This is a genomic window from Blautia sp. SC05B48 (assembly GCF_005848555.1).
Taxonomy (GTDB): Bacteria; Bacillota; Clostridia; order Lachnospirales; family Lachnospiraceae; genus Blautia_A.
The window spans coordinates 948,329-963,390 of sequence record NZ_CP040518.1; the positions used below are offsets into that span (position 1 = coordinate 948,329).

Annotated in this window: 12 protein-coding genes; 3 read left to right on the forward strand and 9 right to left on the reverse strand. The window is 46.4% G+C overall.

Annotation, left to right across the window (positions count from 1 at the left end):
- The first annotated feature begins 168 nt into the window (after positions 1 to 168).
- Complete coding sequence (locus EYS05_RS04320; RefSeq protein ID WP_118514147.1) at positions 169 to 813, forward strand: orotate phosphoribosyltransferase; 645 nt, start codon at positions 169 to 171, stop codon at positions 811 to 813.
- Positions 814 to 882: 69 nt separating this feature from the next.
- Here the strand turns inward: EYS05_RS04320 and EYS05_RS04325 are convergent, their stop codons facing one another.
- Positions 883 to 1,872, reverse strand: a complete 990-nt coding sequence (locus tag EYS05_RS04325; RefSeq protein WP_138276680.1) for a hypothetical protein — start codon at positions 1,870 to 1,872, stop codon at positions 883 to 885.
- 749 nt (positions 1,873 to 2,621) lie between these two features.
- Here EYS05_RS04325 and EYS05_RS04330 point away from each other — a divergent pair.
- Both EYS05_RS04330 and EYS05_RS04335 read left to right on the forward strand, forming a co-directional pair.
- On the forward strand, positions 2,622 to 3,836 hold the full coding sequence (locus EYS05_RS04330) for a DUF4317 domain-containing protein (RefSeq protein WP_118607881.1): 1,215 nt from the start codon (positions 2,622 to 2,624) through the stop codon (positions 3,834 to 3,836).
- Positions 3,837 to 3,846: 10 nt separating this feature from the next.
- Positions 3,847 to 4,644: an HAD family hydrolase gene (locus EYS05_RS04335; RefSeq protein WP_158293303.1), complete on the forward strand. Its 798-nt coding sequence runs from the start codon at positions 3,847 to 3,849 to the stop codon at positions 4,642 to 4,644.
- Between the two features lie 106 nt (positions 4,645 to 4,750).
- Here the strand turns inward: EYS05_RS04335 and EYS05_RS04340 are convergent, their stop codons facing one another.
- From EYS05_RS04340 to EYS05_RS04375, 8 genes are all read right to left on the reverse strand, one after another.
- Positions 4,751 to 6,010: an FKBP-type peptidylprolyl isomerase gene (locus EYS05_RS04340; RefSeq protein WP_138276681.1), complete on the reverse strand. Its 1,260-nt coding sequence runs from the start codon at positions 6,008 to 6,010 to the stop codon at positions 4,751 to 4,753.
- Between the two features lie 213 nt (positions 6,011 to 6,223).
- Positions 6,224 to 9,550: a transcription-repair coupling factor gene (gene mfd / locus EYS05_RS04345; protein ID WP_138276682.1), complete on the reverse strand. Its 3,327-nt coding sequence runs from the start codon at positions 9,548 to 9,550 to the stop codon at positions 6,224 to 6,226.
- 7 nt (positions 9,551 to 9,557) lie between these two features.
- Complete coding sequence (gene pth, locus EYS05_RS04350; protein WP_015525511.1) at positions 9,558 to 10,136, reverse strand: aminoacyl-tRNA hydrolase; 579 nt, start codon at positions 10,134 to 10,136, stop codon at positions 9,558 to 9,560.
- A gap of 79 nt (positions 10,137 to 10,215) precedes the next feature.
- A complete protein-coding gene (locus EYS05_RS04355) occupies positions 10,216 to 11,166 on the reverse strand; it encodes a TIGR03943 family putative permease subunit (RefSeq protein ID WP_021651300.1) in 951 nt (316 codons plus the stop codon).
- A 122-nt stretch (positions 11,167 to 11,288) separates the two neighbouring features.
- On the reverse strand, positions 11,289 to 12,428 hold the full coding sequence (locus EYS05_RS04360) for a CobW family GTP-binding protein (protein ID WP_138276683.1): 1,140 nt from the start codon (positions 12,426 to 12,428) through the stop codon (positions 11,289 to 11,291).
- 212 nt (positions 12,429 to 12,640) lie between these two features.
- On the reverse strand, positions 12,641 to 12,874 hold the full coding sequence (locus EYS05_RS04365; protein ID WP_015525508.1) for a hypothetical protein: 234 nt from the start codon (positions 12,872 to 12,874) through the stop codon (positions 12,641 to 12,643).
- Between the two features lie 136 nt (positions 12,875 to 13,010).
- Positions 13,011 to 14,123 carry a DUF3878 family protein gene (locus EYS05_RS04370; protein WP_138276684.1) on the reverse strand — a complete coding sequence of 371 codons (1,113 nt, stop codon included), beginning with the start codon at positions 14,121 to 14,123 and terminating at the stop codon, positions 13,011 to 13,013.
- A complete protein-coding gene (locus EYS05_RS04375) occupies positions 14,107 to 15,039 on the reverse strand; it encodes a GTP-binding protein (protein ID WP_138276685.1) in 933 nt (310 codons plus the stop codon). The genes EYS05_RS04370 and EYS05_RS04375 overlap by 17 nt, the downstream gene beginning before the upstream one ends.
- Positions 15,040 to 15,062 lie beyond the last annotated feature (23 nt).

Consider the following 15,062-nt stretch of genomic DNA (forward strand, 5'->3'; position numbering starts at 1 on the left):
TATATTTTGCATTATATTGTTTTATTTTTTTGAAATCAATGGTATAATATGCACAGCTAATCGGATATTTGCGATCCGCATTTGGTTAATTAAATCTGTTTCGTAATCCTTCAGGATAATTCTCCTGAACAACCACGTAAAACACGATCACGACAGGAGGTTTTTATTATGGATCAGGACAACATCATAAAAATTTACGCGCGCAATGACAACCGCATACAGCTTAAAATGATTCCGGGACACTTCGTAACATCCCAGTCCCATATCACACACTACCTGGATCTCACCACCATGAAATCCAGATGCGCTGAAGCACAGCGTATTGCATCCGCTCTCGCAGCAAATTACGAAGCATCCATTCCGGTAGACACCATCGTCTGCATGGACGGACTTGAAGTGATTGGTGCTTATCTCGCCGAAGAACTGACCAAGGCCGGCGTTCTTTCCATGAATGCACACCAGACCATCTACGTCATCACCCCTGAGTTCAACAGCACCGGACAGATAATCTTCCGCGACAACTATGAACCAATGATCAATGGAAAAAACATTCTCATCCTAAATGGTTCCATCACCACCGGATCCACATTGAACCGGGCTATCGAAAGCGTTCTGTACTATGGCGGTAAGATCCGCGGCGTGGCAGCCATCTACAGCAGTGTAGACAGTGTAGCCACACTCCCTGTACACTCTATCTTCCAGGCCAGAGACATCCCGGACTATCACTCCTACCGCTCTGACAACTGCCCACTGTGCAAAAACCGCCAGAAGATCGATGCTATTGTCAGCAGCTACGGATATTCTGTATTATAAAATTCAGATCAGTCAACGAATCCCCCATGGATAGCAAAACCAGTGGGGGATTCTCTTTATCCTTTCCAATTATAACTGATATTCTCTGTACATGGCTTCACGCATTTCTTTATCTGTAACAACCTTCTGGATCTCATTGCCACGACCATCAAGTATAAGCCTGTTGATCAAAACTCTAAGTCGCTCCTCCCCCTGGGCCATTCCCTGAGCCATTCCCTGAGCCATTCCCTGAGCCATTCCCTGAGCCATTCCCTGTTCTCGCCCCAGTGCTTCAGCCTGTTCTTTAGCTTCCGCCATCAGCCTTGCCCTTTTCTCAGATTCCAGTTCCAGAACATGTCCACCCATAATCTCACCTATTCCTTTCCGGACTTTCTCCTCATTTCTGAAAATATGATCAGATATCCGAGTTATCAGTCCAATCAGATCACTGAACAGTTCGGACCTTCCAGATTCAGTGATCTCTGCTTCCAGTTTACTCCGGATCACTTCATATTCATTCAGTAATTCCTGAAAAAGTTGTGGATCCTCACTCATCTCATGCCCTCTTTTTTCATATCGCATGATATAAAAAGGAAGCAGCATAAGAAGACTCTTTTCAAATATCTTATCTTTTGTATAATTCTCTACTTTAATGGCAGGCACTCTGTACAAATGACATCCTCCATCTGGAAAAACCACATCCACTTCCAGAAAATCCGGCGTATTCCTACTGTTTCTAAGATACAACACACAAGAACGCGGAAACTCCATCCGATACCTCCGTCCCTGCTTTCTGGCAAACTCAACAGCAGTTGCAAAATCATACTCTATCATCCGTACAGCCATTGTCGTGTCATCCGTACTCTGACATTCTATATGATAAATCCGGTTTCCGATCAACAGCCGCGAATCCATAATAATCTCACCATCCACCCGCTGATACTCATTACGCAACTGCACAATCTCCACATCAGCCGGATATGATGTATGAAAAACATCATTGATCAAAGGCACGACCAGAAACGTCATTTTCTCCATCATAGTACGAAAAACATCATCAAAAATCGTATTATCTCTCAAACAATACTCCTTCTGGTATATACAATTATACCATCAATCAAACACTTCAGAAACCCTGTATACAGTTTTTATAAATATTTTTCGAAAAAACGCTTCAGACATTGAAGCAAAAAGAAACCAAATAAATGGCTAGATCTTATAAGATACACAAATCATATCACACATCCCACCACAACACCACAAAAAACCATCTCCAAATTTCGACACCACCATCCAACGTCCAGCAACGCGCCGACCCTCACAATCTCCCTCCAAGCCACAGGGAATCTCACTCTTCCAAACTACAAGCGTCCAGCAACGCGCCGACGCTCACAACCTCCCTTCAAACCACAGGGAATCTCAGCCTTTCCTCCCAGCCATCCAGCGCAGCGCTGATGGCTCATCCAACTCCCGTCAGACCACTCTAGCCCTCCCACCATGACCGCACAGTGTGAGGTTTGCAGCAGAAGTCCGGGTGCTTTGGAGTGAGCCTTGGTCCATACTTAGCGTCTGAGGTGGTTCACGGAGAGGTACCCGGCGGCCACAAGCCGCAGGGTAAGGCCCATCTGTCTGAGCCAGGTACGCATCAGCGTACATGGCGAGTTATGGGCCGGCCGCTCCGTGAGACACCTCAGACGCTTAGTATGACCAGGCGAAACGACGGCACCCGGACTTCTGCTGCAAATCTCACACGTCCGTCCGTGTCATCTTGCCCCCACCAAACACCTGTGCTATAATCAAATTAATCAAAAAACCGAGGTAAACCACACATGAACAAAAAAGAAATCGCAGAAATAAAAAAACAATTCACCCCTGACCGCTGCTCCATCACCCGCATCTGCGGCTGCTACGTAGACGGTGAAAAAAACAAAAAAACCGAACTCAAAGAAGCCTTCTTATCCTTATCAGAGGAAGAAACCTTCAAATACTTCGATATCTTCCGAAAAACCCTCACCGGCACCATTGGAAAAAACCTCATCAACATGGAATTTCCCTTGGATCAGGAAGACGAAGGCGGAACCCAAAACTTCCTCATGAAACTCCGCAAAAGCAAACTCACCGACGACACCCTCACCGAAGCCTTCTACGACAGAATCATAGAAAACTACGACTACGGTGAAAACTACTACATCATCCTCATCCATGCAGTCTACGACATCCCCGGCAAATCCTCCGACGGCGCCGAAATGTTCGATGCCTCCGATGAGATCTACGACCACATCCTCTGCAGCATCTGCCCGGTCAAACTCTCCAAGGCAGGCCTGCATTACAACACAGAGACAAACAACATTGAAGACCGTATCCGGGACTGGCTGGTAGAAATGCCTGACTGGGGCTTCCTCTTCCCACAGTTCAACGACCGCAGTACCGATATCCACGGACTTCTCTACTACACCAAAAACGCCGAAAATCTCCGCTCCACCATGATGGAAGAAGTCTTCGGCTGCACCACACCACTATCTGCCGGAACCCAGCGCGACTCCTTCAATGCTCTGGTGGAAGAAACACTTGGTGATGACTGTGCCTACGACACAGTCCTTGAGATCCACGAAAAGCTTAACGACCTCATTGAATCCCAGAAGGACGAACCGGAACCTGTTGTCCTCACCAAATCCGAAGTCAAACGTCTCTTCGAAGAATGCGGCGTAGAAGACGAAAAGCTTCAGAACTTCGATGAACAATATGAGCTTGCTGCAGGAGAAAAATCTGCTCTGGTAGCATCCAACATCACCAACACCAGAAAATTCGAGATCAAAACCCCGGATGTGGTGATCCACGTGGCACCGGACCGGGCAGAGCTGGTAGAAACTCGGATCATCGACGGCCGCAAATGCCTGGTGATCCCCATGGAAAGTGAAATAGAGCTCAATGGCATCCGTGTCAGCGCACTGAACTCTGTTGAAGATACATCCGCAGAACCGCTTCCTGTTAATGATATTACTGACATTAATAACAATAACACCGAAGAAGAAATCCCATTTTAAAGGAGACCTTATGAACGATAAAAAAATCCTGTTCTTCGACATAGACGGCACACTGCTTACGTCTCACCCATTCAAGGTTCCGGAGAGCACCAGCCGAGCCCTCACAAAAGCCCATGAAAACGGTCATCTTCTTTTCATCAACACCGGCCGCACCAAAGTAATGATGCCTTCTGCACTCTCAGAGCTTCATTTCGATGGCTATATATATGGCTGTGGAACCCACATTTACATGGATAACAAATTGCTTTTTTTCCGCACAGTCCCAAATCTTCTGTGCAAGGAAACCGTAGATCTTCTCCGCAAATGTAAAATCGAGGCACTTTTTGAATCCAACACTGAGATCCTGTATGATGGCGCATCTCCGGCCCAGTCCGAATTCGGAGTCAAAATGCGAAAAGAAATTCCAATGGTCGACATCACGAAATTCAATCGGGAGGATGCCTGCACTTACTCCTATGACAAATTCCTGGTACATATGCTTCCGGATTCCAATGTCGAAAAATTCCGCAGCTTTTGTAATGATCATTACACCTATTTTGATCACGGAGACGGAATCTGGGAAGTCACACAAAAGGGTACCAGCAAAGCCACAGGCATGGAATTTCTCCTGGACCGCCTTTCCATCCCCAAGGAAAACTGCTACGCATTCGGAGACAGTCCCAACGACCTTCCCATGCTGAAAGCTGCCGGAGTCAGCGTTGCTATGGGAAATGCTTACGGAGGCATCGAAAAGCACTGCACATACCAGACAAGCGCAGTGGACAGGGACGGGATTCTTCACGCATTGGAGCATCTGAATCTGATCTGATGATCCGTAAAGCAGGCATGAGCATTACAAAAAACGAGCCGTGTACGATAAACTCGTACACGGCTCGTTGTCTTTTCTCTTATCATTCCATTGCAAACATTGTATCTTATTTCTCAGCTTCCGGTGTAGCAGCTGCCTCATCTTCTGTACTGTCTGCAGTCTCCTCATCAGCCTTTGCAGAATCTCCCTCTGTCTCCGGTGTCTCGGTCACATCGGTCTGCTCCTCAGCTGCCGGTGTCTCGGTTGCCTCAGCCTCTGCAGAATCTGCTGTCGGTGTCTCAGTTACATCCGGGTCCGGTGTCGGAGTTGGAGTCTGGATCGTAAAGCTGTGATTATCTGTGATCTTGATCTTCTTGATCAGTTTTTTCTCTTCTTTGATATCTGCTTTCTTCTTCCATCCATCTGTTGTATCATTATAGAAATCATCCTTCTTGGTGTTTGTCAGAGACTCTTTCTTACTCTCCGTTGCAGTTTCATCATTCTTGGAATCCAGTCTCACAACATACCATACGGAATCTGTCTTGATGATTTCTTCGTTCAGTGCACCCTCATCCAGCTTTCTTAAAGCGGCACGGACCTCATCCGGATAAGTAGTTCCGTTGGCAGCACTGTCATCACCTTCCTCATAGGCAGGGCATGTTCCGGTTGTTGCAGTCATATCCTCGGAAATCTCATCTCCAAGAGTATTGAAATCTGCAGCCGGATCCTCTTTAACCTTGTCATAGAACTTCTGAAGATTCTCTTTATTCTTCTTGATATCATCATCGGAAAGATCATCTCCGCTGACTTTTGCACTTGCATAGCTGAAGGACATCTGCTGATATTCTTTCTCATCCAGCTTCACGTCCGCTTTGGCTTCAATGGCATCCTTCATCTTCACATCGTATGTCTCAAGCTCGAGGAAAGTCTTCACCATATCTTCATCAACCGCAAGCTCTGCAATTGTCTCATCGGAATTGGCAGCCATAAAGTTCTTGGCAGCTTCCTCAAGAGCCTTCTGCTCATCATCTGTAATTTCAACATCATACTCGGAAGCGTGTTCTTTCTCCAGACACATCTTCTCAACAGTCTCAACAGATGTTGTTACCGCATTTTCACCGTAAGTCTCATCGGAATCATCATCCATTTTGGTACTCCAGATAGACATATCGTTTCCGCCGCCAAGATACATCTTGTACATTGCCTCAGCCTGTGCCTGCTGCATACGTGCTGCCAGACTTACAACGCCAAGCGGGATCTCCTGCTTATTGACTGTCAATGCGATCTTTGTACCATCGAGTTTTTTATTTCCGCAGCCTGCCATCATTCCTGCTGCTGTAACGCAGACAAGAGCAGTAACTGCCGCTTTCTTTACTGAATTTCTCATTTCATCCTCCATCTATCCGTCCATAAGAATCACGGTCCGGCTCTTATTCCATAATACTTGATTATAAACGTTTTCACCTTTAAGAGCAAGGAATTTCACGAACTTACACGACATTTCACAAATTATCCACAAGTCTTTCCGGGGAAATATCCGGTATCCACAAACCGGATGTTTTTTCCCGTGGATAACCCCGAGCCTGCCTGATTCTTCCCTTTACTCCAGTGGCTCTGCCAGTTTTGCCAGCTCCCCCGCAAACTTCATCAGCTCTTCGATCAGCCTTCCCTGTGGTGTCAGGATAAATTTCGGCTCATGATCAGCCTTAAACTGCAAACCTCTCCTGTACTGCGCCATAATAGCCGGGATACCTGCAGGATCCAGCTTGGCCTTTTCATAGAGCGTGATCCGGACATCTTTTCCAATCTGCTTGATCTCCGTCACATATCCTTGATGGGCAAGAGCCTTCAGCCTTGCAATGGCGAGAAGGTTCAGCACAGCTTTTGTCGGCTCTCCAAAACGGTCGATCAGCTCCTCCAGCATATCGTCATACTCCTGCTGGCTTTCAATACCGGCAATACGCTTATAAATATCCAGCTTCTGGAACTCGTTACTGATATAGGAATCCGGAATAAACGCATCAATGTTAAGATCAATGGTCGTCTCAAAATCATCCATAGTCCGGATTCCCTTTGCCTCCTTGACAGCCTCACTGAGCATCTTGCAGTAAAGGTCATAACCAACTGCGTTCATATGCCCGTGCTGCTGAGCACCAAGAAGATTTCCTGCTCCACGAAGCTCCAGATCCTTCATAGCTATCTTAAAACCGCTTCCAAGGTCTGAATACTCCCTCATGGCGCTGAGCCGTTTCTCCGCGGTCTCCTGGAGCATCTTGTTTTTGGTATACATCAGGAATGCATAAGCAGTCCTGTTGGAACGTCCTACACGCCCACGTAGCTGATAAAGCTGGGAAAGGCCATATCTGTCCGAATCATGGATGATCATGGTGTTTACGTTGGAAATATCCAGTCCTGTTTCAATGATGGTGGTAGAAACCAGCACATCCACATCTCCGTTGATAAAATCATACATTACCTGCTCCAGTTCCCTCTGACTCATCTGTCCATGTGCAAAATCCACTCTGGCCTCCGGCACAAGTCTGGATATCCGAAGGGCTACTTCGGCAATGTCATTGACTCGATTATATACGTAATACACCTGTCCACCCCGGCGAAGCTCCCTGCGGATGGCTTCCCGGACAGTCTCCTCATCATACTCCATAACGTATGTCTGGATCGGCACACGATCCATCGGCGGCTCTTCCAGAACGCTCATATCACGGATACCGATGAGACTCATATGAAGAGTTCTCGGAATCGGCGTTGCCGTCAGCGTCAGTACATCCACATCTTTTTTCATCTGCTTGATCTTCTCCTTGTGAGTAACACCGAAGCGCTGCTCCTCATCAATGATCAGAAGTCCAAGATTTTTAAATTCCACATCTTTTGAAAGAACTCTGTGGGTGCCGATCACAATATCTACCTGCCCCTTTTTGATCCCTTCGATGGTCTTTTTCTGCTGGGCAGATGTCCGGAAACGGCAGAGAAGCTCCACCTTCACCGGAAATTCTTTCATACGCTGTACAAAGGTATTGTAATGCTGCTGGGCAAGAATGGTGGTAGGGACCAGATAAACCACCTGCCGGCTTTCCTGTACTGCCTTAAACGCAGCTCTTAAAGCCACCTCCGTCTTTCCGTAACCAACGTCACCACACACAAGACGATCCATGATCCTGGTGCTTTCCATATCTCTCTTGGTATCCTCAATGGCTGCCAGCTGATCCTCTGTCTCCTCATAGGGAAACATCTCCTCAAATTCCTTCTGCCATACGGTATCCGGTCCGCAGACATACCCCTCTTTCTCCTGGCGTACTGCATAAAGCTCTACCAGCTCTTTTGCGATATTTTTTACCGCACCCTTAACACGGCTCTTGGTCTTATTCCACTCCTGACCGCCAAGCTTGTTCAGCTTGGGCGTTTTTGCATTTTCGGAGGATCCGGAATATTTCTGCAAAGCATCCAGCTGGGTTGCCAGGATATAGAGATTACTGCCGCCCCGGTATTCGATCTTGATGTAATCCTTCACAACACGGTCAACCTCTACCTTTTCGATTCCACGGTAAATACCCAGTCCGTGCTTTTCATGAACAACAAGATCACCAATGGAAAGCTCTGCAAAATCCTGGATCCTGTTTCCGCTGTACTTTTTCTTTTTTTTGCGCTTTTTCTGCTCTTTGCCGAAAATATCGGTTTCCGTCATCACTGCAAATTTGATCAGCGGATACTGGAAGCCACGTCTTGCGTGACCATAGACCACCATGATCTCCCCGGGACTGATGATACGATCCATGTCCTGGCTGTAAAAAGCATTCAGTCCTTCCTCTGAAAGATCCTTTGCCAGACGCTCCGCCCTGGTCCTGGAACCGGAGAGCAATGCGATCCGGTATCCCTGACTCTTATACTGAAGGAGATCCTTTACCAGAAGTTCAAAGCTGCTGTTATAAGAATCTACAGACTTCACCGTAAGATCAAATTCCTCATTGATCTTCCATCCGGAACGTCTGGGAGAAAGTGCGGATACAGCCACACAATTCCGTCTGTTCAGCTTCTTCTGCAGTTCCTGAAAGCCACATAGCCACTGCTCCGGAAGATTTGCCTCGCCTTTTTCCTCTCTGTGCATACGACTCTGACGGTACTCTTCCTCCACACCCTCGCCGTTTTCTGCCAGGTGGTTCAGTTCATCCAGAAATACCAGTGTTTTTTCTTCCGGAAAATACTCCAGAAAGGATACCATATCTTCTCCGTCCATCTTTTCTGCGGCCGGATAAATCGTAATTTCATCTACATTTTCCAGAGATCTCTGACTTTCCGCATCAAAGCTCCGGATAGAATCCACCTCATCATCCCACAGTTCGATACGCCAGGGATTATCCTCTGTCAGCGGATAGATATCAATGATTCCTCCACGCACAGAAAACTGCCCCGGAAGCTCTACCTGACCAGTGCGTTCATACCCCAGCTCTACCAGCTCTTCCTTCAGCTGATCCAGATCGATCACACTGTCACTTTTAAAATGAAGAAGTCTGCTTCTGATCTTTTCCAGCGGCATCAGGAAATCCATACATCCGTCAATGCTGGTAACAACGGTCACTTCTTCCTGTTCCAGAAGTGCCCGGATCACACGCATCCGCTGCCGGATCAGAAGATTTCCGTGAATATCTGCCTGAAAAAACAGAAGATCCTTTGCCGGATAAAAATATACATTTTTGTCATAGAATCGGTAATCCTCATAGATTTCCTTTGCGTTGCGCTCATCATCCGCAAGGATCAGATGATATGGAAAAAGCCCGGAAAGTCCATACATCAGATGGACCTTCTGGGACTCCATGCATCCGGAAACATTAAGAATTCCGCAGTTTGCGCCACAGCGCTTTTTTATTCCCTCAAACTCTGCAAGACCCTGCAGAGGATGCAAAAATGCTTCCATACAAACCTCAATTCTTAGGCTTTTTCCTGTTATATTTATTCATCGCCGCATCTACGCCCTCGGACAGGATCATCTCCACAGCCTCTGCCGCATCATTGATCCCTTCATCCACAAGCTTGCGGTCACTGTCCGAAAAATGACCCAGCACAAAATCTGCCAGATCCCAGTCTTTCGGTTTTGCACCGACACCAACACGGATGCGGATAAATTTTTCAGTTCCAAGGCGGCGGATGATATCCTTGATCCCGTTATGTCCGCCCGCACTGCCCTTTTTGCGGATACGAAGCTGCCCAGGCTCCAGATCGATATCATCGTAGATCACGATCAGCTCTGTCTCCGGATCGATCTTGAAATAGCCGGACATCTCCTGGATCGGACCGCCGCTTAAATTCATATAGGAAAGCGGTTTCATCAGAATAGCTTTTTCACCGCCGATGATACCTTTTCCATACATAGCATTAAATTTTACGCCACCCTGCGGGATATTATGCTTCTCCACAAGACAGTCAACGGTGTCAAAGCCCATGTTGTGGCGTGTAGCCTCATACTGCTTTCCCGGATTTCCCAAACCTGCAATTAAATACATAAAAACTCCTCAGCTGTAATCTACCTGTTTCAACGCCAGGCCTTCTTATGCCTTAAGACATACAAATGCTCTGATCGTATCAGTTGAAATATACCATCTCATCAGCAAGTGGCTCACAAACTTCCACATGCTCTGCGTAAAGTACGATTCCCTCTCCCTGATATTCCATTCTCTTCTCAAACGCAACCTTCGCAGTAACATCCACCCACTGGCCTTCTGCGATCTTCGGAGCAAAAGCGCTCTTGCAGATGTAACCAAGGAATGTGGTATCATCTGCACAGCATGTCATGGCTGTTCTTCCGGGAACAAAGAATTTGCTTCCCATTCCACGCGGCTTCAGGGCACGTGCTTTAAAGTGAACGGTTTTTCCGACATAGCGGTCCGGATGATCCATGGAATCCACAAACCAGATACCATAATCCTCCGGAAGGATATCGATCACCGGCGCATCAATATCAAATGGCATCTCATCCTCAAAAAGATCACCAAGCTCGCCCTCTTCATCCTCAAAGATGATCTCCGCACGCTGGTTCACCACCTTGATGCTTCTTCTGTAAGAAGGAAGCGGATCGTTCTCCTGGCAGCGGTTAAAGATAACCATATCCGCATTGCGGACCATGTCCATAAAAAGGGACTTCATATTCGCCATATAGACCTGGAATGTGCTTGCATCCACACAGGTGATATGCTGCTCCACGCCCCAGCCTTCCGGTTTTTCCATTTCTTCGAATTTACTTACCAGCCACATGCCATTATACTCAATGATCACCCGCTCCGGCTGATGCAGGATCTCCATTGCCGCAAGTCGTTCCGGTGTAAGCTCTTCCTCACTGTCAATGCTCTCCACAACGGTATTGCACTGTTTCAGTGCTTCCTCATCATATTCTTCCTCACCCTCTTCGCAAAGGATCAGCAGTGTTTTTCCATCGATCTGAAAGTAATCCTGCTGCAGGGTAAAGCTCAGGAAAGAGGTCTTGCCGCTTTCCAGAAAACCTGTGATCAGATAAACGGGTACTCTGGTCTCTTCCATAAATCCATCCTGTCAGATACTGTACAATTTAATGTACAGTATCTGTTTCCTTTCTGTAACAATCTATATCTGTATTCCGCTTTGGCTTTGCGTCAAAACGGACATTTATTTTATCATATGCTTTATGCGATCCCGAAAAGCTCCTCCAGTGCATGCTCGTCAAGCTTAGAACCGATCACGCACAGACGGCCTGTATATTCCGGTGCACCCTCACGGATCTCAGTTTCTTCCGGAACCATATCAAAATAGATCCATGTTCCGTCTTCTGCCGGAAGCATTCCCTTTGCACGGAGGATGATACCGTATTTATCAGACTCGGAAAGTGCCTCAAGGATCTTCTCAAGTCCCTCACGTGTATATTTTTTAATAGTCTCACGGCCCCAACTTGTGAAGACCTCATCTGCATGATGATGGTGGTGGTCATGTCCACAGCCACACTCTCCGTCGTGGTGATGGTGATGCTCATGCTCTTCATGATCATGGCCGCAGCCGCACTCTCCGTCGTGGTGATGGTGATGCTCATGCTCTTCATGATCATGTCCGCAGCCACACTCTCCGTCATGGTGGTGATGATGCTCATGTTCTTCATGATCATGTCCGCAGCCACACTCTCCGTCGTGGTGATGATGCTCATGCTCTTCCTCAAGCATCTCCTGCTCCAGGGATACCGGATGCTCCATAACCTCTACCAGTTTCTTACCGTCAAGATTCTCAATCGGAGTCGTGATGATAGCAGCATCCTTATTCAGGCTACGGAGAAGCTCCAGAGACTCCTGAACCTTTTTCTCACTTGCAATATCGGTACGGCTCATGATGATGGCACCTGCATACTGGATCTGGTTATCAAAGAACTCACCGAAGTTCTTCATATACATTTTGCATTTTTTTGCATCAACAACAGTTGTATAGCTGTTCAGTTTAATGTCAACCTCGTCCTGAACACCCTGTACAGCCTTGATAACGTCAGAAAGCTTACCAACTCCTGATGGCTCGATCAGGATCCTGTCCGGATTGTATTTGGTAACAACCTCTTTCAGGGATGTTCCAAAATCTCCTACCAGAGAGCAGCAGATACATCCGGAATTCATCTCACGGATCTGGATCCCAGCCTCTTTCAGAAATCCGCCGTCAATACCGATCTCACCGAACTCGTTCTCGATCAGAACTACCTGCTCACCCTGAAATCCGTCCTTCAGAAGCTTTTTGATCAGAGTTGTTTTTCCGGCGCCAAGGAAACCGGAGATAATATCAATTTTAACCATTTTGTATACACTCCTTTTAACGTAGTTTGACCAGGAAGTATTATACCCCCTGGTTGTATCCTGTTATGATCATGATGACAGAGAAAAACTATCTATTTCTGTATCCGCTGTCATTATATCCATTTTTACAAAACAGACATTCATATTCTGCTTTATATTCAGATTAATAGAGGGATGTGAAAAGCTCACATCCCTGAAAATCGTTCTTCCTATCAGCCGTTGATCATAAAGTTCATAAGCTTGTCGATATCCTCTTTCTCTGCTGCAACGATCTCAAGTTCCGGAATTTCCCCGGCGGAAAAGATGTTTGCAAGAGATACATACTGGGAAAGCTTGGATTTCAGGTTCAGTCTGTCTCCCTCTCCTGTTACAAGCTCTACTCTGCCTTTGCAGCTGTCAATTACCTCAAAAAATTTATCGATATCTGTAATATGTGTTACTTTCATTTTAAAAATCTCCTTTCTTATCAAAGGGCTGTTCTTAACTCTTTCCATTAAATTATACCCCAGTGTTTTTAAAAAAGCAATCCCTGCCGGGCAAAAACACTTCACAGATATTCTCTGCGGATATATATATATTTCGTCATATTTCTTCAATTTCAACGGTACAGTCTTTTCTTCCTTTGTTCCATTTCATGAGATAAACCTTAAATCCCAGAGAATCTCTGGCAATGGTAAACGGTTCTTCTCTGAATACTTCGGATCCGATGCCCTGCTTTTTCAGCTCTGCCTGCTTTGCACTGGCTTTTTCCGTAAGAACTTTAATTTCTTCGTCAGCTTCTTTTCCAAAAGACCGATCCCCATATCTTGATGACGCTTCCCTCAGCTTTTCGGAAAGGCACATCGTTACCTGAATGTGTTTTGTACGGTGAAGCATTCCTGCCAGTTTCCGTGCTACCCATTTAAACGGAAGTTTCCGGTAAATTTCAAGCCACCTGACAAAGGTACGGTCTCCTGCCTGCCTTGCGATCTCTCCCATTACCTCAATTGCCTTTTCCGAGGGAATCCACGGATTTTCCCTGGGAACAATATACTTTTCCGGAACAGACGGATAACAGCAGTAATTCAATGGCGGAAATTCCACCAGTACAGAAAGCTTCTCCTCCAGAGCGTTGCAGCTGTCCCCGCCTATATAATCATATTTGTCGCGGAGGATTGCCAGGCGATATTCCAGCTGCCGTAAATATTCATACCCTTCTATCCAGAAATGACCGATCCGGCTGTAATCGTAGAGATATTTTTCCAGAGACAGGGTTTCAAAAAACAAAGTCACCACCGAATCATCCTGGTGAACCACAAGGATATATTCTCTGCCCTGCCGGCTTAAATCTGCCAGGATCTCGCCCTCGTAATCCGGTTTGTATACACCTGTCATACGGGCATTTCCAAAAACAAGAAAGCTTTCTACCGCATCATTCATAAGATACACAAGGCGGATTTCTCCGTTTTTTACATAAGAATCCACTTTGTATATATTGTCATCGGACTTTTCCGCAATTGCTTCCGAAAAAGCACTCTCTGAAGCTGCTTTCTGATCCTGCGGGCCTTTCTCATCATTCACTGCCACCAGTTCAAACTGATCTTCTCCAAGCAGCTCTGCAAGCTTCTGAAATGTATCTGGCAGCTCTTCAAATGCCTTCTCTGAGACATATCTCTCCGGTGCTGTTTTTTCTGCAGTATTATTTCCAGTATCCATCAATTACCTCTTTATTCAGTTTCTCCCCAATAACGATCATGATCGCCTGTCCCAGCTTTGCTGGCCGGATGCAGATCTCATGGCGGGTGGCATTCAGCTCCAGCCACTGTCCGTCTTCTTTCTTAAGAAAACCTTTTACGCGGAAAACATCTCCGCAGGACGGGTCGTTCAAGATCTTTTCTGCTGTTTCCCGAAGTTCCTCTTCGCTCTTATGAACATTCATAAAAAACAGGGAATCAAATCCACCGCCTTCTGCATAGGATTCTTTCACATAATCTTCTGCCACATACCTGCAGTTCAAGATCTTTTCCAAATCTTCGTCTGTAAAATCATCCCAGTTTTTATCCATGATTTCGCTGTCCAGACGGCGCTTACACTGGATCTGACCAAGTGCACGGTTGAGATGTTCCTTTGTGCTGTGGATCTCTTCCTCTGTAGCTTCCTGACTCCTGCTCAGAAGTACGCAACCTGCATCTGCCACCTCAGAAGCCAGCAGATAATCCGCTTCCGCAGAAAAATCCTCCGCAAGCTTGGCATCCACAATAGCGATCACATTTCCGATCTCATACCACTTATCCAGTGGTTCCTCATGGAGGGCGTCAAAAAACTCATCCACATCAAAGATTCCGGATGGTTCCACGATCACACGGTCATAACCGCACATTCCCATGGCGATCAGTTTTGTCTTAAATCGACGTCTGTGACAGTCCGCATCACAACCGCCAGAAACCATCTCCAACTCACAGTTGTCACCCATCAGATCCTGAAGCAGCATCATATCCACATTCACTGCCCCGAAATCATTTTCCAGGATCCCGATGTTCATGCCTTTTTTCAGAAGATAGGAGGCATATTTTTTTATAAATGTTGTCTTTCCGGATCCGAGAAATCCGGTTATCAGATCGATCTTTATCATATTTCTTCCTTTACTTATGTTCC